General features: G+C 71.9%; 13 protein-coding genes. 7 read left to right on the top strand and 6 right to left on the bottom strand.

The features are described from left to right. Together MUY22_RS33700 and MUY22_RS33695 are read right to left on the bottom strand one after the other, a co-directional pair. On the bottom strand, positions 1 to 2,400 hold the full coding sequence (locus tag MUY22_RS33700; protein WP_247051206.1) for a glycoside hydrolase family 32 protein: 2,400 nt from the start codon (positions 2,398 to 2,400) through the stop codon (positions 1 to 3). A gap of 116 nt (positions 2,401 to 2,516) precedes the next feature. Then, a complete protein-coding gene (locus MUY22_RS33695; protein ID WP_247051205.1) occupies positions 2,517 to 2,948 on the bottom strand; it encodes a DUF6292 family protein in 432 nt (143 codons plus the stop codon). Between the two features lie 119 nt (positions 2,949 to 3,067). Between MUY22_RS33695 and MUY22_RS33690 the strand changes: the two genes are divergently transcribed. The 5 genes from MUY22_RS33690 to MUY22_RS33670 all read left to right on the top strand — a co-directional run bounded on the left by MUY22_RS33690 (position 3,068) and on the right by MUY22_RS33670 (position 7,044). Next, a complete protein-coding gene (locus MUY22_RS33690) occupies positions 3,068 to 3,523 on the top strand; it encodes an SRPBCC family protein (protein ID WP_247051204.1) in 456 nt (151 codons plus the stop codon). A 137-nt stretch (positions 3,524 to 3,660) separates the two neighbouring features. Beyond that, entirely contained in the window at positions 3,661 to 4,134 is a 474-nt protein-coding gene (locus MUY22_RS33685) for an SRPBCC family protein (RefSeq protein ID WP_247051203.1), read from the top strand. 619 nt (positions 4,135 to 4,753) lie between these two features. Next, a complete protein-coding gene (locus MUY22_RS33680) occupies positions 4,754 to 5,164 on the top strand; it encodes an ATP-binding protein (RefSeq protein WP_247051202.1) in 411 nt (136 codons plus the stop codon). 102 nt (positions 5,165 to 5,266) lie between these two features. Further along, positions 5,267 to 6,175: an NmrA family NAD(P)-binding protein gene (locus MUY22_RS33675; RefSeq protein WP_247051201.1), complete on the top strand. Its 909-nt coding sequence runs from the start codon at positions 5,267 to 5,269 to the stop codon at positions 6,173 to 6,175. A gap of 59 nt (positions 6,176 to 6,234) precedes the next feature. Then, on the top strand, positions 6,235 to 7,044 hold the full coding sequence (locus MUY22_RS33670) for an adenylate/guanylate cyclase domain-containing protein (RefSeq protein ID WP_371827519.1): 810 nt from the start codon (positions 6,235 to 6,237) through the stop codon (positions 7,042 to 7,044). 35 nt (positions 7,045 to 7,079) lie between these two features. Here the strand turns inward: MUY22_RS33670 and MUY22_RS33665 are convergent, their stop codons facing one another. After that, positions 7,080 to 10,769, bottom strand: a complete 3,690-nt coding sequence (locus MUY22_RS33665; RefSeq protein WP_247051199.1) for a CARDB domain-containing protein — start codon at positions 10,767 to 10,769, stop codon at positions 7,080 to 7,082. Positions 10,770 to 11,579: 810 nt separating this feature from the next. Continuing rightward, positions 11,580 to 13,433, bottom strand: a complete 1,854-nt coding sequence (locus MUY22_RS33660) for a sigma-70 family RNA polymerase sigma factor (RefSeq protein ID WP_247051198.1) — start codon at positions 13,431 to 13,433, stop codon at positions 11,580 to 11,582. A gap of 149 nt (positions 13,434 to 13,582) precedes the next feature. On the opposite strand from MUY22_RS33660, the gene MUY22_RS33655 reads away from it, so the two are divergent. Both MUY22_RS33655 and MUY22_RS33650 read left to right on the top strand, forming a co-directional pair. Beyond that, on the top strand, positions 13,583 to 14,119 hold the full coding sequence (locus MUY22_RS33655) for a GbsR/MarR family transcriptional regulator (protein ID WP_247051197.1): 537 nt from the start codon (positions 13,583 to 13,585) through the stop codon (positions 14,117 to 14,119). Next, complete coding sequence (locus tag MUY22_RS33650; protein WP_247051196.1) at positions 14,019 to 14,837, top strand: class I SAM-dependent methyltransferase; 819 nt, start codon at positions 14,019 to 14,021, stop codon at positions 14,835 to 14,837. The genes MUY22_RS33655 and MUY22_RS33650 overlap by 101 nt, the downstream gene beginning before the upstream one ends. Here MUY22_RS33650 and MUY22_RS33645 read toward each other — a convergent pair. Further along, positions 14,827 to 18,237, bottom strand: coding sequence for a glycoside hydrolase family 3 C-terminal domain-containing protein (locus MUY22_RS33645; RefSeq protein WP_247051195.1), 3,411 nt, complete (start codon positions 18,235 to 18,237; stop codon positions 14,827 to 14,829). The two genes, MUY22_RS33650 and MUY22_RS33645, sit on opposite strands and share 11 nt — an antisense overlap. Further along, positions 18,234 to 22,139 carry a family 78 glycoside hydrolase catalytic domain gene (locus MUY22_RS33640; RefSeq protein ID WP_247051194.1) on the bottom strand — a complete coding sequence of 1,302 codons (3,906 nt, stop codon included), beginning with the start codon at positions 22,137 to 22,139 and terminating at the stop codon, positions 18,234 to 18,236. Before MUY22_RS33640 ends, MUY22_RS33645 begins: the two co-directional genes overlap by 4 nt. Positions 22,140 to 22,231: the final 92 nt, after the last annotated feature.

Genomic DNA, 22,231 nt, shown 5'->3' with positions numbered 1-22,231 from the left:
TCAGGTGACCGCCAGGTGCTGGGCGAGCGTGTTGCCCGCGTAGCCGTTCACCCCGAACCTCCCGGCGGCGTACGCGGTGTCCGTCGCGTCGATGATCGGGGTGGCGCCGTGGTCGAGCCAGACCTGGATGCGGGTGCCCGTCGTCCGCACCGTCAGGTGGTACGTGCGGCCCTCGGTGATCGGCGTCGCGTACGTCGCGATGTCGCGGCCTGGCCGCCAGAGCTTGACCACTCCGCTGCTGTCGACGTTCGCGGTGTAGCCGGTGCCGTCGGCGGCCGCGCGGAAGGTCAGGCCGGCCGCGGTGCCGTTGGTGACCGAGACGTCGCCGTCGTAGGTGAAGTCCGTTCCGGTGCGGTCGCTCAGGTAGAAGCCGTTGTCGGGCGAGCGGCCGCGCAGGCCGTCCGGGGTGGTGGTCCAGGTGCCGCCCCGGGCGGTCCAGGCGCCGGAGGTGAACGCGTCGAGGCCGCCGGGACCGGTGTTCAGGTTCTGCACGGTCGCCGTGCCGTGGTAGGCGTTCGCGCCGAAGCGGCCCGACGCGTAGACGTCGTCGGTCGCGTCGATGACCGGGGTGGTGCCGTGGTCGAGCAGGACCTGGATGCGGGCGCCGGTCGTGCGCACCTCCAGGTGGTGGGTGCTGCCGGCCGCGATGGGCGTGGCGTAGGTCGCGATGTCGCGGCCGGGGCGCCACAGCTTGACCACCCCGCTCGTGTCGATGTTCGCGGTGTAGCCGGCGCCGTCGTCGGTCGCCCGGAACGTCAGCCCAGCGGCCTGCGCGGTGTCGAGCCGGACGTCGCCCTGGTAGACGGCGTCGGCCGCGGTGCTCGCGCTGAGGTAGAAGGCGTCGCCGCCGGCCTGGGCCTGCTTGCCGCCGCTGGTGTCGGTCCACGAGCCGCCGGCCGCGTGCCACGGGCCCGCCAGGGTGCTCTCCAGCGTCGACTGCGCGGTGCCCCAGCTCGTGCTCAGCCGGGTGAACTTCGCGCTCTTGAGCCGCACCTGTCCCCCGGTCGCGAACAGCCGGATGCCCTGGCTGACCGCGGCGGAGTCGAAGTTCACGTTGTCGGCGACGGAGAACCGCCCGCCGTCGCCGAAGACCTCGAGCTGGCCGCGGTCCACCAGCAGCCGCATGGTGACCTCGCCGTTGGTGGGCGCCAGCGGCTTCCCGTAGAGCGTGCCCGCCGCGCGGTCGTAGGCCACGGTCCGGTCGGCGCTGCCGTCGGAGCGGCTGTGCAGCGCGAACCCGAACTGCCCGGCGGTCGCGCTCGCGACGTCGAAGGTCGCGGTGATCTCGTAGGTGTCGGCGAGGATCCCGCCGAAGAGGTTGGTCCCGGGGCTCACCGGCTGGTTCTGCCAGCTCCGGCTGTCGGCGCGCAGCGAGTCCAGCTCGGTGACCGGCGTCCGCGTGATCCGCGGGCCGTCGGGCGAGCCGACGAGCTTCAGCTCCGCCGGGAAGGTGGCGTCGCCGGTCCAGGTGCTGCCGCGGTTGCCGCCCTGCCACGCCATCTGCACGACGCGGCCGTCCGGGGCGTTCGAGAACGTCTCGGCGGCGTAGAACGTGCCGCCGGCGAACGTGGTGCCCTGGTTCATCTTCTTCGGCTGCGGCCGGTCGGTGCGGAACGTCGTGCCGTCGAACGAGCCGACGACGTACTCGCTCGTCCCCGACGTCAGCACCCACTGCTGCACCCCGTCGAGCGTCATCGGGAACAGGTCCGGGCACTCGAAGAGCCAGTCCGCCGCGTACCGGCTGGCGAAACTCCAGTGCAGCAGGTCGGGCGAGGTGTAGAGGTCGACGCCGTAACCGCCCCGGTTCGACCAGACGACCATGGCCCACCGGTGGCGGGCGGCGTCCCAGACCACCTTCGGGTCCCGGCTCTCCGCCGGGATCTCGATCTGCTTGCGCCCCTGGTCGTACGGCTGGAAGCTGCGGCCGTTGTCGTTGCTGTAGTAGACGCTGACGCCGTCGGTGTTGGTGAACACGACGATCGGGTCGAGCGCGCCGGTCTTCAGCCCCGAGGTGTTGTCCCGGTCGACGACCCCGCCGCCGGAGAACAGGGTGCCGGGGTGCACGCCGGGTTCCAGCGCGATCGGTTTCTGCGTCCAGTGCACCAGGTCCGGGCTGGTGGCGTGACCCCAGTGCATGGTGTCCCACTCGAGCCCGTGCGGGTTGTGCTGGTAGAAGAAGTGGTAGAGGCCGTTGGCGTAGACCAGCCCGTTGGGGTCGTTCATCCACCCGGCCTGCGAGCTGAAGTGGAACTGCCCCCGGAACGGCTCCTGGTAGGTGGTCGCCGGGTAGGGGAACTCCGGGTAGTCGGCCACGGTGCCCGCGCTCGCGGGAGCCACGGGCACGAAGACCGCCAAGGCGGCGAGCAGGACGACGAGCGACACGCGGGCGATGCGAACCACGAGGTCCCACCCTTCGGAGACAACGTTGTCAGCATCGACCGTGGCACAGGCGTGACGCCGGCCACAACGGCGGATCGGGGGGTTTCGCGAGACTTGAGCGGACAGAAATCCCGGGGCTACACCTGGTCGGACGGCAGCGGGACGTACTCGTCGAGGCGCTCGGCCAGGATCCGGCGGGTGACGGGGACCGCCGTCACGCGGTCCTTGCCGGCACTGCGGCCCGCGGCGGCGTCATCGACGAAGCGCGCCACCTCTTCCGGCGGCGGGACGAGCTCGTCACCCGGCCAGCGCGCGAGCACGACCGGGTCCTCGATGGGCGCGGTCTCCACCGCGACCGTCCAGCCGCGGCGTTCGCTCCACACCAGCATCACGTCGTGCCGCGGGCGGCCCGGCCAGGGCCGCGACAGCCCGAGGTAAGCCGTGGCCGTGTCGCTGATCTCCACCGTCGTGCCCTCCGCGGGGACTCCGATCGCGGCGGCGACGGCTTGGACGTACGCACCGAGCCCGCGCTCCAGCGCCCGGATCAGGTCCGGTTCCGAGGACTCCATGGGCGTCACGGTAGCCGCCGGTGTCCGATCGTGCCGATCGGGTTTCCCGGACGCGGCCGCGTGGGACGGCCCGGCACGGGGTACCCGGCCGGCTTCGCGCAGAACGAACGGAGAGCCCCATGACCGAGGTCAGCCGGGTGGTCGACGCACCACCGCAGACCGTTTTCGCCGTACTCGCCGACGGCTGGTCCTACGGCGGGTGGGTGGTGGGCAGCTCCCACATCCGGGCCGTCGACGCGGGCTGGCCCGCCGTCGGGAGCCGGATCCACCACAGCGTCGGTTCCTGGCCGCTGCAGCTGCAGGACGAGACCACGGTCGTCGCGGTGGAGACCGGCGTCTCGCTGTCGCTGGAGGCGAAGGCGTGGCCGACCGGGGCCGCCGCGGTCGGCCTCACGCTCGTCCCGCACGACGGCGGCACGCGGACGCTGGTCCGGATGACCGAGCACGTCGTGCGCGGGCCGGCCAAGGTGCTGCCCGAGGCCGTCCAGGGACTGCTGCTGCGGCCGCGCAACGCCGAGTCGCTGGCGCGGCTGGGCGACCTCGCCGTCGGCCGGCGGGCGCGCGTCCAGCCGTGACCACGAATCCACTGTGGACGAACAAGTGCGATGCATCGAATCCGGATCGGTTTGGTCTCCCGCCGAGCGGGTAGCCGTGGGGTGGCCGTGCACTGCAGGTGCGGTACCCGGAACCACGAGAAGGAGCTGACCGCGGCATGAGCACGATCACCAAGTCCGTCGACGTCGAAGCCGATGTGAGCACCGTCTACAACCAGTGGACGCAGTTCACCGACTTCCCCCGGTTCATGGACGGCGTCGACCGCATCGACCAGGTGGACGACACCCACACCCACTGGACCATCAGCGTCGCCGGCGTCACCAAGCAGTTCGACGCCACGATCACCGAGCAGAACCGCGACGAGCGGGTCGCTTGGAAGTCCGACACCGGCCCGAACCACGCCGGCGTCGTGACCGTGCACCGCCTCGACGACACCCACACCCGAGTCACCGTCCAGATGGACATCGACCCCGAGGGCTTCGTCGAGAACGTCGCCGACAAGAGCGGCATCCTCGACCACCGCGTCCAGGGTGACCTCGACCGCTTCAAGAAGTTCATCGAAACCCGCGACGGTCACGAGACCGGCGCCTGGCGCGGCGACGTCGACCGCCCGGGTCAGCACACGAAGTAGGTCCGAGAGCCGCGTAGCAGGACGCGAACCGACCGCGATGGGTCCTGCCGAGGAGCCCATCGCGTCACCGGACGGCCGGCTCCCCACCGTGAGATGTACCCGGGGGCCGGCCGTCCGGGCCCGACGGCTGTAACGCTCACGCAGCGAATCGCGTCTTCTTCAGCAGACGGAGACCACAGGCGCGGTCGTCGTCGACCACCGGTGCCGGTGTCCGCGGCCCGGGACGGCTTCCCCCCGACCGTCCCGGGCCTCGCGGGCACCGGCATCGGCGTGCCGGAAGGCCACCGTCCATTCAGGACACCAGACGCAACGGGAAGATCCGCGGCGGGCAGGGGGACACGGACCCGCGGTCGGGCCGATCCGGCGGTTCACCGGAATGCCAGGTTTCGCACCACGTCCGGTGCGGGAATTCCGTCAGTGCGACCCGCTCGGCTTTCTCCCCTCGCGAGCGGGCCGAGGTCCCGGGTTCCGTCGCGTTCACTCCCCCCTCGACGCGGCGGCACCGGGACCGCACACCGGGTCGTGGGTGCGCCGGCCGCACCCACGGCCCGGCGCCGGACCGGCCGAGGGACGAGCCCCCACCAGGCGCGGAACGGTGATCTAGGAGGACAAGGCCGCGATGCAGCCGACACGCACCCACGACGACCTGCGAGTGGTCGCACTGGAGGTCGCCGACGACTTCGGCGAGCTGCCCGCGGTCCGGGCGTGGGCCCACCGCGTGCTGCGGGACCTGCCCGAGCACCAGCGCCTCGACGTCGTCCTGGTGCTCGACGAGCTGACCTCGAACGCCCTCCGGCACGGCGAACCCCCGCGTCAGGTCCGGTTGCTACGCAAACGCGGCTGGATCTGCCTCGAGGTCGACGACGCCTGCCTGGACCCCGCGTGCCGCCGCACGCCGTCGGACAGCGGCGGCCACGGCCTCGAAGTCGTCGACGCGATCACGGTCTCCTGGGGCCAGCGGCAGCGCAGCACGGGCAAGACCGTGTGGGCCGAGATCGACCTCACCCGCCCCGCCAAGGACGACGACTGATAGCCGTCACACGCTCACGGCGTTTGCTGTGGCGCAGCACACTCGCCTGAGTTGTCTTTCCGGACTTAGCATGTCACCGTCACTTTCGACGGACGGAGCAAGATGACCGGAACGGTTCTCGTCACGGGTGCGGGCGGACGGCACGGGGGTACCGGGACCCACCTGACCCAGCGGCTGCTGGAGCAGGGCGTCCCGGTGCGGATCCTGGTGCGCCGCGAATCGGACGCCAGCCGCGCGCTGCGGACCCTGGGTGTCGACGTCGTGCTCGGCGACCTCCACGACCGGCGCACCCTCGAACCGGCGCTGGACGGCGTCGAGCAGGCCTACTTCGCCTACCCGGTCGCCGGCGGGGTCACCTCGGCCGCGGCGAACTGGGCCGAGGCGATCCGGCGGACGGGTCGCCCGATCCGCACCGTCGTGATGTCGATGGGCCCCGCGCACCCCGAGCACCCGAGTGCGCTCGGCCGGGAGCAGTGGCTGGCCGAAGAGGTCCTGCGCTGGGCCGGCATCGACGTTTTCGTGCTGCGGATCATGGCGCTGTTCCACGAGAACCTGCCGCTCCTGCACGGCCGGTCCCTCGCCGGCGACGCCGTGATCCGCACCGCGTTCGGCGCGTCGGCGCTGTCCTGGATCAACGGCTCGGACGCCGCGGAGCTGGCGGCCTGCGCGTTGCTCAGGCCCGAGCTGTTCGACGGTGCGCTCGCCGAGATCCCCGGCACGGAACTGCGGACCCACCAGGAAATCGCCGACGTGCTGACCGGCGTGCTCGGGAAGCCCGTGCGGTTCGAGCCGATCGGCGTGGCCGAGTGGCGGGACGAGCTGACCGCGATCGCCGAAGGCGCCTTGAACGCGGACATGGCGGCCCACATCCCGAACGTGGCGGCGGGCGTGCTCCGGCGCGGGACGCGCATGACGCCGGATCCGGACCGGTACGCGGAGCTGACCGGGCGGAAGCCAGTCACGCTGGCGAGCTACCTGGAGTCGATCAAGCACACCCTGGTACCCGGTTGATCAACGCGTGAGCGGAGCCCGTCACGTTCCGGCCGCCGGGGAGGCTACCTCCCGGTAGCATGCGGCTGGTGACGGACAGCCACGACGGACAGCCGGACCGGACGCGGAAAGCCGCCCGGTTCGTCGACCTGCTGCGGGCCGCCGACCGGCGACCGGGCCTGGTGCGGTCCGCCCGCGTCGTGCGGCGGCTGGTGCCCGGCGACCGCGACCTCGGCGACGCGCTGTCGACCACCGCGGGCCACCCCTCCGACCGGGTGGCGCGGCTGCTGGCCGAGGCGAAAGCCGAGCAGCCCAGCGCGATGCGTGAACTCGGGCTCGCGGCGGTGCAGGTGTGGCAGGCCGTCGCCCAGGGCCGCGAAAGCGACACCGGCGAGACGACGATCGTGTTCACCGACCTGGTCGGCTTCTCCAGCTGGGCCCTCGACGCCGGCGACGCGCGGGCGCTCGAACTCCTGCGCGCGGTGTCGACCGCGAGCGAGGCGACGATCGCCCGTCACCGCGGCCGCGTCGTGAAGGGCCTCGGCGACGGGCTGATGGCCGCCTTCGCCGACCCCGCGGCCGCGGTCGAAGCGGCGTACGAGACGTGCGGCGCGGTCAGCGCGATCGACCTCGACGGCTACCGCCCCCAGCTGCGCGCGGGCCTGCACACCGGCCGCCCCCGCCGGGTCGGCCGCGACTACTTCGGCGTCGACGTCAACATCGCCGCCCGGATCATGGACGCGGCCGGCGGCGGCGAGGTCCTCATCACCGGCGACGTCCTGGCGAACCTCGACCGCGACCGGTTCACCGTCCGCCGTCGCCGCAAGTTCCGCGCGAAGGGCGCGCCCACCGATCTCGAGGTGTTCGCGGTGGTCCCCCGCTACGAGTGACGCCGGGGCGGCTCTCACCCGCCCCGGCACCAGCGTTACCTCGTTTCGCGGCGGCCTGAGGCGACCACTGCCGGGATCGGCGCGCCGTTGATCACGAACTGCGAACCCGGCTCGACGACGACGTTGCCCGTCGACGAGTTGGTGATCGCCACGTTCGTCAGCGTCGCGCTGCCGCGGGCGCCACTCATCGCGAGGATGCCCGCGCCGTTGTTCGACTTGTCGATCTTGACGTTCGTGACGGCCGCGGTCACGACGCCGCCGCCCGTCTTGAACTGGATGCCGTCGTAGGTCGAGTCGTGGATCTCGGTGTCCCGCAACGTCACCCCCGGGATGTCCTTGCTCTGCGCGAAGAACGTGATCGCGCCGAACTTCTGCTGCTCGCCCCAGAACACGCCGCCGCAGCGGTAGAGGGCGTTGTTGGCGATCGTCGTCTGCCCGGAGAACGGCAGCGGGTCGTGGTCGGTCGCCAGCATGATGCCCGGGTAGTTCATCGTGTCGTAGACGAGGTTGTTCTCGATCTTGTTGCCGTACCCGCCGTAGATCGCGATCCCGTTGGCGCGCCACGGAAGCTGGATCGTGTTGTTGGTGAACACGTTGTCGTGCCCGATGTCCACCGACGGGTCCTTCACGTACTGGCTCGCCCACACCGCGAGCGAGTCGTCACCGGTGGTGCGGAACGACGAGTTGAACACCCGCGAGTTCCGGCTGCCGTTCGTGAGGTTGATGCCGTCGGCGTAGGTGTCGCGGATCCGCACGCCGCTGAACTCGAGGCCGTCGGCCGGCCCCCACAGCGCCGGGATGTTGCCGTAGTCCCGGCCGACCCACACGCCCACGTTCGCGTGCTCGATCCAGACGTTCGCGATCTTCGTGCCCGTGCCGAACCGGCCGTTGAGGCCGACGCCGCCCTCGGCGTTGCCGTCGCCGCCGCGGATCCGGCCGGACCCGAAGATGGCGATGTCGGAAAGCTGCACGTTCTTGTCGATGTCGAACCCGAAGTTGCCCTCGTGCGGGTGGTTGATCGTGCCCGCGTCCTGCGGCTGGATCAGCGAGTACAGCTGCGAGCGCCACATGCCGGCCCCCTTGACCGTCACGTTGGAGATGCCGATCTGGTTGTACTGGCCGCCGCCGTTGGGCACGTTCGGGTCGTCGGTCAGGATCTTCTTCTCCTGCCGCCACTGCCCTTCGGGGATCCACACGCACGCGATGACGCCGTTCTGGTCGTCGGTCACCGCGCGCTGGATCGCCGTGGAGTCGTCGACGCCGTCGTTCGGCACCGCGCCGTACTCGGTGATCGAGGTGCACTCGGCCGGCTTGGCCGTCGCCGGGGCGACCTGCTCCAGGTCGACCAGGTCCAGGACGTAGAACGCCGCGTTGTCACCGCTGTCCCGCTGCAGCTTGAACTTCGTGCCCGGCGGGTACGACTGCGCCAGCAGCGCGTGCGACTCGTCGAACAGCCGCCGCGCGTCTCCCCCGGGCCGGTTGGTGAGGCCCTCCGGGTCGTCGGTGGTGCCGTAGAGCCAGCTGTGCGTCGAGGAGAGCGTCAGCTTCTGGGCGAACGCGCCGTTGACGTACAGGCTGAGCGTGTAGTCCTGGCCGCCGCCGGCCGCGGCGTCGGGCACCGAGTTGCGCACGACGATCGAGTTCGACTGGTTCGTCGACGTGACCTCGACGTACTGGCCCTGGCTCGCCAGCCGCACGGACTGGCGGCCCGAGGACTCGGTCGCGAAGTTCGTGTGCCCGAACGTGCGCAGCGGGTCGGCCGTCAGCAGTTCTCCTTGGTACTGCGCGGCTTCCGCCTCGTACTCGGTGTACGGCACCGCCGCGCCGCGGCCCACGACGATCGCCCGCGAGAGCGCGTTGTTGGACTCGCTGGTCTCCGCGACGGTGTTCGTCGCGTCGGCCGTCGCGGTCAGGGTGGCGCCGCCGTTGGTGGCGGTCCAGGTGCCCGGCACCGCGACGTTCGCCGTGGCACCGGCCGCGATCGCGGCGGTGGTGGCGTCGAGCGTGGTGGCGCCGACGGTCACCCGGGTGACGGACGCGCCCGCGCTGCTCGTGCCGCGGTTGTGCACCGCGACGGTGAACGACACGGCCGCGCCGACCGCCGGGTTCGGCGGGTTCGACGTGATGCCGGTGACCTCGAGGTCCGGCCCCGGCGCCTGTGCGATGACGAGCTGTGTCGGTGAGGTGTAGGTGTTGTTGGTGTCGTTCTGCTCGACCACGGTGTTGGCCGGGTCGACGGTCGCGGACACGCTGTAGGTGCCCTGCGGCCGAGTGCCCGCGTTCACCGTCACCGTGGTGGACGCGCCCGCGGCGAGCGCGCCGACGGCCGCGTTGCCGACGACCGTGCCGCCGAGGCTGACGTTCACGGTGGTCGCGGCCGCGTTCGCGGTCCCCGCGTTCTTGACCGTCGCCGACACCGCGACCTGGCTGGTCTCGGTCGGGTTCGCCGGCGTCCAGGACGTGCCGGTGACGACGAGGTCCGGGTTCGGCGCCGGGGTGCCGAGCACCTGGAACTCGGCGACCTGCCCGCCGGGCGCGCCGGAGTTGGCGGAGAACTGCAGCCGGACGTCCGCGGCCCGCCCGCTGACCGGGACGGTCACCGAGTTCTGGTTGCCGGCCGGGTCGAAGCGGTAGTCGGCGCGGGCCTTCAGCGACGTGAACGCGGTCGCACCCTGGTCACGGCCGAGGACCTCGAAGTTCTGCGTCCGCGCGCCCCAGGCCGCGTCCGGGTTGAGCTTCACGACGACCGAGTCGAGGTCGGCGTTGGCGCCGAGCTTCACCGTCAGCGTGTTCGGGTAGCCCGCGGCGGACTCCCAGTACGTGGCGGTGTTGCCGTCGTTGGCGTTGGTGGCGACGAAGTCGTTGACCGTCGACGACGCCTCGATCGGCTTGCCGGCGGCGAGGTTCTGGCCGGCCTGGGTGCCTTGGCGCACCACGTGGTTGCTGTCGGCGGACTCGTTGCCGGCGGCGTCCTTGGCTCGCACGAAGTACTCGACGCGGGTGCCCGCGGGGCGCGTCTCACCGAAGGTGGTGCCGGTGACCGTCGTGACGGGCGTGTTGTCCCGGTAGACGGTGTAGCCGGTGACGCCGACGTTGTCGGTCGAGGCCGACCAGCTCAGCCCGATCCGGCCGGAGCCGGGCTCGGTCAGCGCGAGGTTCGCCGGCGCGGTCGGGGCCTGCGTGTCGCCGGTGTCCGCGCCGTAGAGCTCGAACTCCGAGAGCTGCGCGGCGGGCCACTGCGTGTTGGCGGTGATGTTCAGCCGCACGTACCGGGCCGACGCCGTCACCGGGATCGTCACGGTGCCCCCGAACGCATAGCCCTTCGAGGCGGCGAGGTCGGTGAACGAGGTGCCGTCGGCGCTGCCGCGCACGGCGAGGGTCTGGGTGCGGGACTCCCAGGCCGCGGGCAGTTTCAGCACGACCCGCGAGAGCGTCTTGGCCGACCCGAGGTCGGCTTGGAGCCACTGCGGGAAGGCGTTGTTCGCGGACTCCCAGTAGGTGTCCTGGTTGCCGTCGACGGTGTTGGCGACGGGATAGCCGGGCAGCGCACTGCTGGCCGACACGGTGCGGGTCAGCGGCACGTCCGCGAGCGCGGCCGGCCGGACTTGGGCGGTATCCGAGGGTGGTGGCGGTGGTGGCGCACCGGCCGCGGAGGCGAGCCCGGTGAGGGTGAGCCCCGCGGCGAGGAGACCTGCGACGAGCCGGGACAGGCGCATACGAGTCATGGCGTCTTCTCTTCTTCGAGACAGCAGGAGGGGAGCCAGAGTCGTACGAGCATGCAACAACCGAGAGACAACATGCAAGAACTTGACATGGATGAGTAAATTTACGACTAAGCAGCGTTGCTCCATCAGGAGGACGCCGTTTGGTCGCGCGCGCTTGTCGGTCTACAAAGGACGGAGGTTGTGATGGCGAGGGTAGGCCGGGTCGCTGGGTCGGTTGATGGGGTCGCCGAGTTGCCGGGTTGCCGGGTCGCTGGGTCGGTTGATGGGGTCGCTGGGCTCTCTGAAGGTTTGCTGGGTTCGCCGGGGTTTCGCCGGGTTCGCCGGTCGCTGAGACGCCGGGTTTGCCGGGTTCACGGGGTCGCCGAGTAGCTGGTCACCGAGCGGCTGGGCACTGGGTCGCCAGGCACTGGGTCGCTGGATACGCCGGGTTGCTTGGGTTCGCCGGCTCTTGCCCGGCTGGGTTGGCGCGGTCCCCGAGTAGCTGGCCACCAGGTCACTGAGCCCTGGATCCGCCGGGGCGCTCGGGTTTGCCGGGTCTCGCCCGGCCGGGCTGGCGCGGTCCCCGGGCAGCTGATCACCGGGTCGGCGAGCGCCGAATTCACCGGATCGCCGGGTTCGCCGGTCTCGCCCGGCTGGGCTGGCGGTCGCCGAGCAGCTGGCCACCGGGTCGGCGAGCGCCGGATCGCCGGGTTCGCCGGTCTCGCCCGGCCGGGCTGGCGAGGTCACGGATTGCGGCAGGCCGGGTTCTCCGGGAGGTCACCCGGCTCGCCGGGGAGCTTGGGTGCCTTCGCCGGTTCGATGGCGCCCGCGTCAGCTGCCGGCGAAATCCTGGGTCAGCCAGACCGAACCGTGGGAGTCGCGGGTGACCACGATGCCGATGCGGGTGAAGGAGGTGCTCAGGATGTTGCGGCGGTGGCCGTCGTTCGGGGGCTTCTCGTCGATCATGCTCTGGGTCAGACCTAGGGCCATCCGGGCGATCGGGTCGGTCGCGTCGGCTACGGGGCCACCCGTGCCGATGTTCTCGCCCGCCGAGTTCCACTGTGCGCCCGCCGCGTGCTCGCGGTCGCCTAGCGGGGCCTCGCCGGGGCACTGGTGCGACAGGCCGCAGCCGCCGGCCATCGTCCGGTTGTGCGCCGCGGCTCCGGTGACGAGCGCGGGATCCATCCGCAGCGCGGGCAGCCCCGCGGCGGCGCGCTGGTCGTTGATCAGGGCGAGGACCCGTTCCTCGGGCGTCAGGACGCGCGGTTTCGCCGAACTCGGGGCCGGCGGTGCGGCGGGCGTCGGCGTCGAACTCGCTTGTGTGGACGCCGGCGCCGAGGTGCTCGCCACCGGGGCGGAGGTCGGGGCTGCGGTGGTGCCGGGCTTGGTCTCGGGCACCGGAGCAGGACGGGAGACACCCCCGGACAGCGCGGCCGGCGGCTGGATCGGCTGCCCCGGCTGGGAAAGCGCCACGGCCCCGGCCACGCCGAGCGCGCAGACGACCGCAGCGCCGGCCGCCGCGAGAAAAGGCTTCGCGGCGAGAAGCCGGGCAAGGGAACCGGCCGCCACAGCACCACCCGCGGCGACGGCACCAGCTCCTACGGCAGCGCCCGGGCCAACTCCGGCTGCGGCGCCCGCACTCGCGACCGCACCACTTACGGCACCACCCGCAGCACTCCCGGCACCAGCACCCGCAGCCGTGCCGCCTCCGGCGGCACCACCACTCCCGGCGGCGGCGCTTGCCCCACTCCCAACGCCACCACCGCCCACGGCACCGCTTGCGCCACTGCCCGCGGCACCACCTGCAGCACTCGCACCACCACCCGCAGCCGTACTGCCACCGGCCGCGAGCGGGCCGCCTACCGCCGATCCCGAGACCACGTCCCACAGGTTCGCCAGTAGTTGCGGCAAGTACCCGGCCGGGAGCACCAGCAACGCCGCGCCCGTGAGGATCCTGTCCACCGGGACCGCGTCGTCCGTCTCGCGGCGGCAACGCACGCACTCCTCCACGTGGCGCAGGAACCGCTTGCGCCACAGCGGTCCCGGGCGGCCCGACCAGCCCGATGATGCCTGGTCCAGGCGGGCGCAGCGCGGCTCGGCCGTCAGCGCGCGCACCAACGGGCGGATCGTCTCCAGGCGGGTCTTCAGCCTGCTCACCCGGACCGTCACCAGGTGGGCGTCCAGGCGCAGGGCCTCCGCGACCTCCGTGCGGGTCAGGTGCCCGGCGCGCTCGAGGGTCCACAGGGCCAGCAGTTCGCGGTCCGCGGGGTCCAGCCAGCGGGCCGCCTCGTCGACCTCGCGGCGTTGCTCCGCTATGTGCAGCCGGGCCAACGCCGTCTCGGCGAACTCGGCGGCCGGGTCCGGGCGCTCGTCGTACTCGGCCAGCGGGTCCGGGGCCGCGCTTCGGCGGCGGTGGTGCTCGCGGATCTGGTTGATCGTCACTGCGACCAGCCACGACCGGAACCTGGCGGGCTCGCGCAGGGTCTCGATGCCCCGCAGGACGCGCAGCATCGTCTCCTGGACGACGTCGTCGACGTCGGCGTCCGACGAGAGTGCGCGGCCGGCGATGCTGTAGACCAGCGGCAGGTACGCCGCGACCAGCGCGTCGAGCGCCGTGCTGTCGCCGGCTCGCGCGGCGACCACCTGCGACACGTCCACCTGCTCGAGCCGCTTCTGACCGATCACGTCCACACCCTCACTCCGCCGACGAATTCCCGTACGACCAGGAGACCGGGCCCGACCATCCTGGATCACAGAAACTTCGTCCGCGAGTGAGCCGGGTCACATCCGACACGTGTTACAGTCATGACTGTAATGACTGGAGGGAGACGCGGGTGAACGAGGAAGCCTGGATCGAGCAGGTCTCGGCCTTCTTCGCGCGCCAGGAAGGGCTGCCGCCGATCACCGGGCGCATCCTCGGCTGGCTGATGATCTGCGAGCCCGCCGAACAGTCCGCGGCCGACATCGCCGCCGGGATCAAGGCGAGCCGCGCGTCGATGACGGCGAACATCCGCTCCCTGACCGCCACCGGGCTCGTCCGCCGCTACACCCGCGCCGGTGACCGCACCGCCTACTACCGGCTCGACGACCAGGGCTGGGAAACCGCCGTCCGCCGGCGCATCGAAGGCATGAGCGCCTTCGAGGACGTCCTCCACCAGGGCCTCGACCTCGTCGGCCGCGACGCCGAACGCGCGTCCCGGCTGCGCGCCGCGCAATCCGTCTACCACTGGGTCGGCTCGCTCCTGCGGCCGCCGGAGAACGGAGACCCCGATGACCGAACAGGTCCGCCTGAGCCAGGAGAAGGAAACCCTGCTGATGGCGCTGTACCTGCGCGCCCTCGACAACCTCCGCACGACGCCGATCCTCGGTGACCCGTTCGCGCAGGACGTCGTCGACCGGATCGACTACGACTTCGGCCGGCTCGGCAACCTCAAGGGCAACGCGCCGCTGATCGCCACCCGGGCCCGCCAGTTCGACGCCTGGACCCGCGACTTCCTCGCCGGCCACCCCGACGGCCTGGTGCTGCACCTGGCGTGCGGCCTGGACAGCCGCCCGCTGCGCATCGAGCGCCCGGCGACCGCGCAATGGATCGACGTCGACTACCCCGACGTCATCGAACTCCGCGAACGCCTCTACGGACCGATCGAGGGCGTCCGCACCGTGGGCTCGTCGGTCACCGAAGCCGCGTGGTGGGACGAGATCCCGGCCGACCGGCCCGCGCTGGTACTCGCCGAAGGGCTGCTGATGTACCTCGCCCCGGACGACGTGGACCGGCTGGTCGACCGGGCGCTGCGGCACTTCCCCAGCGGCCGGCTGGTCTTCGACGGCGTCGCGCCGTGGGTCAAGACGGTCGCGGGCCTGCAGCCCTCGATGCGCCGCGCGGACACCGGCTTCCGCTGGGCGATGCCCGCGCCGGAAGCCTTCGCCACCGAGCACCCGCCGCTGCGGCTGCTCGACGAACGGTCCGCCGTCGACCTGATCGGCGGGCACCAGAACGGCGCCGCGGCCCGGGCGGTCACGCGGGCGTTCGCCCACGTGCCGCCGGTCCGCGACGCCATGCGGTTCCTGCGCTACGGCTTCACGCGGTGAACGCCGTCGCGAAGACGTGCAGCTGCTTGTTCGACGGCAGCGTCACGTACGCGACCTGCTTCGACGCCGTCAGCGGCACGGAAGCCGCGTAGAGACTCACCTTCTGGTCGTGCGGGTACGTACTTCCCGCGGGGCGGTTCCAGTACGGCGTCGTCGCCACGAGCACGCAGCCGGCCACGGCCTGGTTCGCGTACCAGTCCGCGACGGTGAGCGTCGAGGTGGACGTCGTGCCGTCGGCGTAGGTCACGGTGACCGGGCCGCTCTGGGTGCCGTTCGTGCCGGTGGTCAGCAGGTTCAGCGCCGTCCCCGAGCCGGTGAGGCTGACGCTCTGACCGGCCGTGGTCACCGTGTCCCGCTGACCCGCCGGGACGTCCGGCCAGGTGAACGTCGCCGCGCCGCTCGTGACCGGGCCGCCGGGGTGGACGCCCACCGAGTCCAGGGCCTGGGCGGAGAAGCTGAAGCCCGCGCCGTCGAGGTTGCCCGGCGCCGGGTCGGCGTCGTCGGTGACGCCGACGTCCGTGTACGCCGCGGCCAGGTTCGGGTAGGCGACCTGCGTGGACGCCGTGCCCCGGACCGAGCCACCCGCGTACCGGGTGGTGGCGGACAGCGAGACCGGGCCGGGCGCCGCCGAAGCGCCGGCCGTCACCGCCCAGGTCGTCGGCACCGACTCCCCCGGCCGGACCGTCCGGACGACCGCCGGGGTGCGCGGGGTCGCCTTCCAGCCCGCCGGGACAGCCAGAGTCGTCACCGCGTCGTGCACGGCTTCGGTGGCGCCGTTGGTGAAGGTGGTCGTCACCGAGAGGGTCTTGCCGGGCGCCGCGATCGCGGGCGCGGCCACCTTCGTGAACCGCGGCCCGGTGGTGTGGTCGACGCGGAAACCGCCCGACAGCGGGAGGTTCCGGGACGAGTCGCCGACGCGGACGGTGTACCGGCCGACGCCGAGTTCCCACGCGTGTGCGTCGGTGCTCCAGTACGACGCGTCCTGCGCGGTCAGCTCGAACCGGACCCGTTGCGTCTGGCGCGGCTGGAGGTCCACCTTCTGGAAGCCCTTGAGCTGGTTGACCGGCTCGCCGGTGGACGCCGGATCGCTCAGGTACAGCTGGGCGACCTCGGCGCCGCGCCGCGCACCGGTGTTGGTGACGTCGGCGCTGACCGAGATCCGGCCGTTCTCCCGCAGGGTGTCGCCGTCCACCTTCAGGTTCGAGAACCGGAAGTTCGTGTACGAGAGCCCGAAACCGAAGGGGTACAACGGCGTCAGGTTCTTCCGGTCGTACCAGCGGTAGCCGACGTCGAGACCCTCGGAGTACTGGACCTTGCCGTCGACACCCGGCCACTGCTCCGGCGTCGACGCGGGCACCTGGCCGAGCGACGCCGGGAACGTCACCGGCAGCTTGCCGGACGGCGCGACGTCGCCGAAGAGCAGCGACGCGATCGCGTGCCCCGCTTCCTGGCCCGGGTACCACGCCTCGAAGACGCCCTTGACCTTCGCCAGCCACGGCATCGTCACGGCGGAGCCGGTGTTGAGCACGACGACGGTGTTCGGGTTGGCCGCCGCGACGGCGTCGATCAGCTTGTTCTGGTCGGCGGGCAGGTCGATGTCGTCGAGGTCGCCGCCTTCGGACTCGTAGTCGTTGGCGTAGACGACCGCGACGTCGGACTTCGCGGCGAGCGCGGCCGCCTGCCCGGCGAGGTCCTCCCCCGGCGGCAGCCAGCCGAGGCTGACCGAGGCGTCGCCGCCGCCCTGGTAGTAGTCGACCTCGACCTGGACCGGCTGCCCCGCGGTGAGCGGGACCTGCGCGGTCTTGGTCTGCGCGCCGTGGTCACCCCAGTTGTCGATCACCTGCTGCCCGCCGACGAGCAGCCGGCTGCCGTCGTCGCTGGTCAGGCCGAGGGTGTAGGTGCCGGTCGCGGGCGCGGTGAGGGTGCCGGTCCACTTGGCCGAGAAGTTCGTCGCGGGCACGCCCGGCGCGGGCGCCCCGCTGAAGGTGAACGCCACCTGCGGGTCGGTGCGGGTCACCACCGGCGTCCCGGACGAGTCGGTGTTCGCGTAGTAGTCCCCCTGCAGCCCGCTGCCGGTCCCCGACGGCGGCTTGAGCGCACTGCTCTCGATCGGGGGCAGCGCGCTGCCGGTGCCGAGGTTGCCCTGCGCGTACTCGACGTCGATGCCCGAGCCGGCGCGCGCCTTGATGCCGTCCAACGGCGTGACCGTGCCGGTGCCGGCGATGTGCGCGCTGCCGCCGCCGGAGCTGAGCGTGTTCTTGCCCGCGCCGTCGCCGATCACCGCGACCGAGCGCAGCTTGCGCGCGTCCAGCGGCAGCAAGCCGTCGTTCTTGAGCAGGACCGTGCCGTCTTCGGCGGCCTTCTTGGCCACCGCGAGGTGCGCGGCGGTCGACGCGGCCGCGTCGAGCGTGTCGGGCGACGGGTGGTCGAACAGCCCGAAGCGGAACTCCTCGCGCAGGATGCGGGTGACCATGTCGTCCAGCCGGGACTGCGGCACCTGTCCACTTTGGACGGCCGTCTTCAGCGTGGCGCCGAAGAAGTCCTGGCCGGGCATCTCCATGTCCATCCCGGCGTTCGCCGACGGGGCCGCGCTGTGCGTGGCACCCCAGTCGGAGGTGATGAAGCCGTCGAACCCGAAGTCCTGCTTCAGGATGTCGTTGAGGTACGGGTTCTCACACGCGTAGGTGCCGTTGATCGAGGAGTACGAGCACATCGCCGACGACGGCTTGGCCTTCGCGACGACGTTCCCAAACGCGCTGGCGTAGATCTCGTGCACGGTCCGGTCGTCGATCACCGCGTTGTCGGCGGTGGTGTTGCGGTTCTCCTCCTGGTTGTAGACGGCCCAGTGCTTCACCTGCGCCATCACGCCCTGGGACTGGACGCCGTCGATGTCGGCCGCGCCCAGCTGCCCGGCCAGGTACGGATCTTCGCTGTAGGACTCGAACGCGCGGCCCCAGCGCGGGTCACGCACGATGTTGATGGTCGGGCCGAGGTCGACGTCGACGCCCTTCGTCTTGTCCTCGGCGCCGATCACCGACCCGTAGGTCTTGGCCAACCCCGCGTCGAACGACGCGGCGACGGCGGACGCGGCGGGCAGCTGGGTGGTGTTGCCCAGGTTGACGCCCAGCGGGCCGTCCTCCATCTTCAGCGACGGGATGCACAGCCGATCGTCGCCCGCGACGCGGCCGGTGTAGCCGCCGGCGGCGGTGCCGTGCACCATCGTGATCTTCTCGTCGAGCGTCATCTGCCCGAGCACCTGCGCCACCCGCTTGTCCACGGGCGCGTGGGACCCCACCCAGGGACAAGCGGAAGGCGAAGCGGGCGCGGCCTCGGCCGCTGCGGGGACGGTCGTGCCGGTGATCAGCACGGCCGCGATCAGGGCTGCTCCACGCCGTATCACGGCGTCACCTCCGCGATCCTCGAGAAACTGTTCTGCGCGGCCGCGACGGCGATCCGCACCTGGGTCGTGGTCACCGGCGCCGGGAACGGGATCCACCGGTGGACGGCGGTGTTGCCGGTGACGTGGACCTGGTCGGCCCACTGAGCGCCGTCCCAGGTCTGCACGGTGAAGTCGGTCGGGACGCCGTCCGGGTTGGACGCGAAGCCGACGCCGGTCAGCGCGGTCGCGGCGGGCGCCGTGACGGTGAGCGTGTCCGGGTACTGGCTGTCGGTGTCGTCGTTCCAGAAGGTCGCGAGGTCGTGGTCGATCGCGTTCGACGCCAGGTAGGTGCGGGTGGCGCCGTCGACGACGTTCGGTGCGTGCTCACTCGACGCCGTCGCCGTCGCGCCGCTCGCCCAGCTGCCGAACACCGGCACGTTCACGGTCGTCTTCACCGCCTCACCGCGTGGTGGCTTCACGGTCAGCGTCACCGGGTAGAGGCCGCTCTTGGCGCCGGCGGGCACGGTGATCCGCACACTGCCCGGCGTCTCGGAGGTGGCCGGGGTCAACGGGATCGCGGTCGTCGTGGCGGTCCAGCCCGCGGGCACCTGCGCGCCGAGGGTCGCCTGACCGGCCACAGTGGACCGTCCCTCGACGACGACCGGGACGTCACCGCTGCCGCCCGCGGTGATCGCGGCGGGTGTGCCCGTGGTGAGCGCGAGCCGGGTGAACGGCGTGCGCGGCGGCGTCACGGTGAACGTGTAGTCGCCCGAACCGGCGGTCAGGGTGAGCGTCTCGTCGTCGGCCCGGCCGACCGTCAGGCCGGGGTCGGCCTGGGCGGCGTGGCCGTCGGCGAAGATCGTCCGGCCGTTCTCCCGCACGGACGACTGCTTGCCGCCGAGCAGCGGCAGCCGGATCGTCGCCTTCGCGCCGACCGGAACCGTGGCGTGGTAGGTGAGGGTGCTGCCGTCACGCTGCCACGCACTCACCACGGTCCCCCGGACGGTCTGCTGCTGCGCCGTCACGTGGGTGAGGTTCCCGGCGACGGCGGGGGCGAGGGTGAACTCGCGCCAGCCGGGGGTGCCGGGCTGGATCCCGGCGAGCTGCTGCTGGAACCACTGGCCGATCGCGCCGCCGAGCCCGATGTGGTCCTTCGACGACGTGCCGTCCGGCGCCGAGGAGTTGTCCCACTTCTCCCAGATCGTCCCGGGGCCCTGGTTCACCATGTAGCCGAAGCTCGGGTAGTCGGTGCGCTGCGCGATCGCGAGCGCGACGTCGTTGCGCTGGTACTTGCCCAGCGCCTGGAACACCAGCGTGGTGCCGACGAAGCCGGTCGTGACGTGGTTCTGGTGCGCGGCGACGTCGGCGACCAGGCGGTCCACTGTGGACTGCTCGCGGCCGGCCGGGACGAGCCCGAACACCAGCGGCAGGGCGTAGGACAGCTGCGTCCCGGTGCCGAAGACGCCGGTCTCGGCGGAGTAGAAACGCTTGAGGAAGCCCGTGGCGATCTGCGCGGCCAGCGCGTTGTACTTGGTGGCGTCGGCCCGGTTTCCCAGTGCTGCGGCCATCTTCGCGAGCAGCTGCGCGTCGAGGTAGGAGAAGCCGGTCTGGAAGTAGCCGTGCGGCGTGCTGACCGTCGAGAGCCAGTCGTCACCCCAGGACGTCGGCGGGTTGACGACGACGTGGTCGGCGTCGCTGATGGCGCCGAGGTAGTCGACCCACGCCTTGACGTGGTCGTAGTGGGTGGCGAGCAGCTGCGCGTTGCCGTACTGGGTGTAGGAGTCCCAGATGATCTGCGGGTACGCCGTGCCCCACGCCGGGTCGGTGAGCCAGTCCGTGCGGCCGTTGACCGGCGCGACCGACGGCAGGCTGCCGTCGGCGCCGGCGCTGGTGACCATGTCGCCGAGCCACTTCGTGTAGAACGCCTGCATGTCGAAGTTGGCCATCGCCTCCTGGTCCGAGTCGGCGGCGTCGCCGAGCCAGCCGTGGCGTTCCCGGGTCGGGCAGTCCATCTGGATCGACTCGAGGTTGTTCAGCTGGGTCTGCGTGACGGCGGCCTGGATCTGGTCGAGCCCCGGGTCCGAGGTGCCGAACCGGCCCGTCGCGGCGACATCGGTGTGGATCTCCTGCGCGGTCACGGTGACGGCGGCGTCGTCGGGCACGCCGGTCAGCTCGGCGTAGCGGAAGCCCGCGTAGTTGAAGTGCGGCAGGTACGTCTCGGTGCCGGTGCCGCTGAACGTGTAGTGGTCGGTCTGCCGCGGCGGCTCGGCGCCGTTGAAGCTGATGTTCGCGGTCGAGACGCGGCCGTTCGCGTCGAGGATCTCGCCCTTCTTCAGCGACGCCGTCGTGCCGGCGGGCTGCGCGGCCCGCAGCGTCGCCTGGCCGGTGCGGTTCTGGCCGAAGTCGTAGACGCGCACCCCCGGCGCGGGCCGGGTTTCCTTGACCGGGTCGTGGTTCGCGACGATCCGGGTCGGCGGGGTGACGTCGGCCTGCAGCTGCGTGACGCCGCTGCTGACGACGGCGGGATTCGGGCCGTGGACGCCGATCTCGGCCAGCCGGAAGGTGCAGCTGGTGCCGGCGCAGGCGAGTTTCGTCGCGGTCACCCGGACGTACCGGCCGGTGACGTTCGCGGGCAGGGTGACGGCCGCGGTGCCGGGGTTGGCCTGGTCGGCGCCGGTGCGGTCGGCGACGGTCGTCGCGGTGGCGAACGCCGGGTCGTCGCTGACCTGGACCCGGTAGCGCACCGGGAAGCCGGCGCCGACGACGTCACCCGAGGTGTCGTTGGTCGGGCGCGCCGGGAACAGCGTCACCGAGCCGAGGCGTTGGGCCGAGCCGAGGTCGACCTGGGCCCACTTCGTGTTGTCGGCACTGGATTCGATGGCGGAGTGGTAGCCCTCGGACGCGTCGATCGAGCCGTCGATGCCGTCGGTCGCGGCCGCCGGGGACCAGCCGCAGCAGGTGGTCGTGTCCGAGGCCGTCACCAGCTTGCCCTGCGCCAGACTCCGGCGGTGGGACGCGGGGGCGACGGCGTGCGCGGCGGGCCAGGCGCCGGCGTCGAACCCGGCGGTGTCCCAGCCCGCGATCTCCTTGCGGGCGTCGTAGGTTTCGCCGTAGTAGAAGTCGTCGCCGGTCACCGGGCCGGCGTGGGCCTTCCAGTCGGTGCCGGTGCCGAACCGCGCGGTCGAGCCGTCGGTGTAGGTGACGTCGACCTGGGCGACGAGCGCGGGCCGGCCGGTGTACTGGCCCTTGCCGGCCATGAACGCGAGCGCGTTGTGGCCGGGTTTGAGCAGCTTCGTGACGTCGAGGTCGCGGTAGAGCACGCGGGCGGCGTAGTCGGTGACGGCGGAGTCGAGCACCTGCTGGGGCTGGACGCGGGCGCCGTTGAGGTGCGGTTCGGCGACGCCCTGCGCGCCGAAGTACAGCCGGGCGCGGGCGACGGGCTTGGTGACGTCGAAGCCGCCGCGGACGAGCGCGCCGTCGTCGACCTGCAGCCACCAGGCGGACCAGTCGGCCGGCTGCAGCAAGCCGGTGTCGAAGCGGGCGGGCGCCGACCACGGCGACTGCCGGCCTTCGCTGTTCCAGGTCCGCACCGACCATTCGTAGGTGCGGTCGCTGTCCAACGCGGGCCCGGTATAGGCGACATCGACCGAGTTGCCCGAAACCACCCGGCCGGAGTCCCAGTGGGACCGCGGGCCGTCGACGCGGATCTCGTACGCCGTCTGGGTTTCCGCGCGACCGAGGTCGTTGACCGTCCACGCCAGCGTCGGCCGGGGACTGCCGGCCAGGACGTTCGAGGCCTGGCCGTCGGCCCGCAGCGCGGTCGGTGGCAGCGGGCCTCCGTGCGCCGGTTCCGCGCTCGCGGTCGTGGCGGGCACGACCGCCGCGGCGAGTGCGAGCGCGACGACGACCGCCCGTCTCTTCATCGAGGTTCCCGACCGGCGCATGAACGTCTCCTGACGCCATAAAAACGTTTCAATCAGCCGAGGGACTGTCTACAACCATCCCGGCGGTGAAA

Origin of the sequence: Amycolatopsis sp. WQ 127309, from assembly GCF_023023025.1 — a bacterium.
In the GTDB taxonomy this organism is placed as follows: domain Bacteria; phylum Actinomycetota; class Actinomycetes; order Mycobacteriales; family Pseudonocardiaceae; genus Amycolatopsis.
The sequence above is the reverse complement of the archived record's forward strand: the minus strand, read 5'-3'. Positions and strand labels throughout refer to the sequence as shown.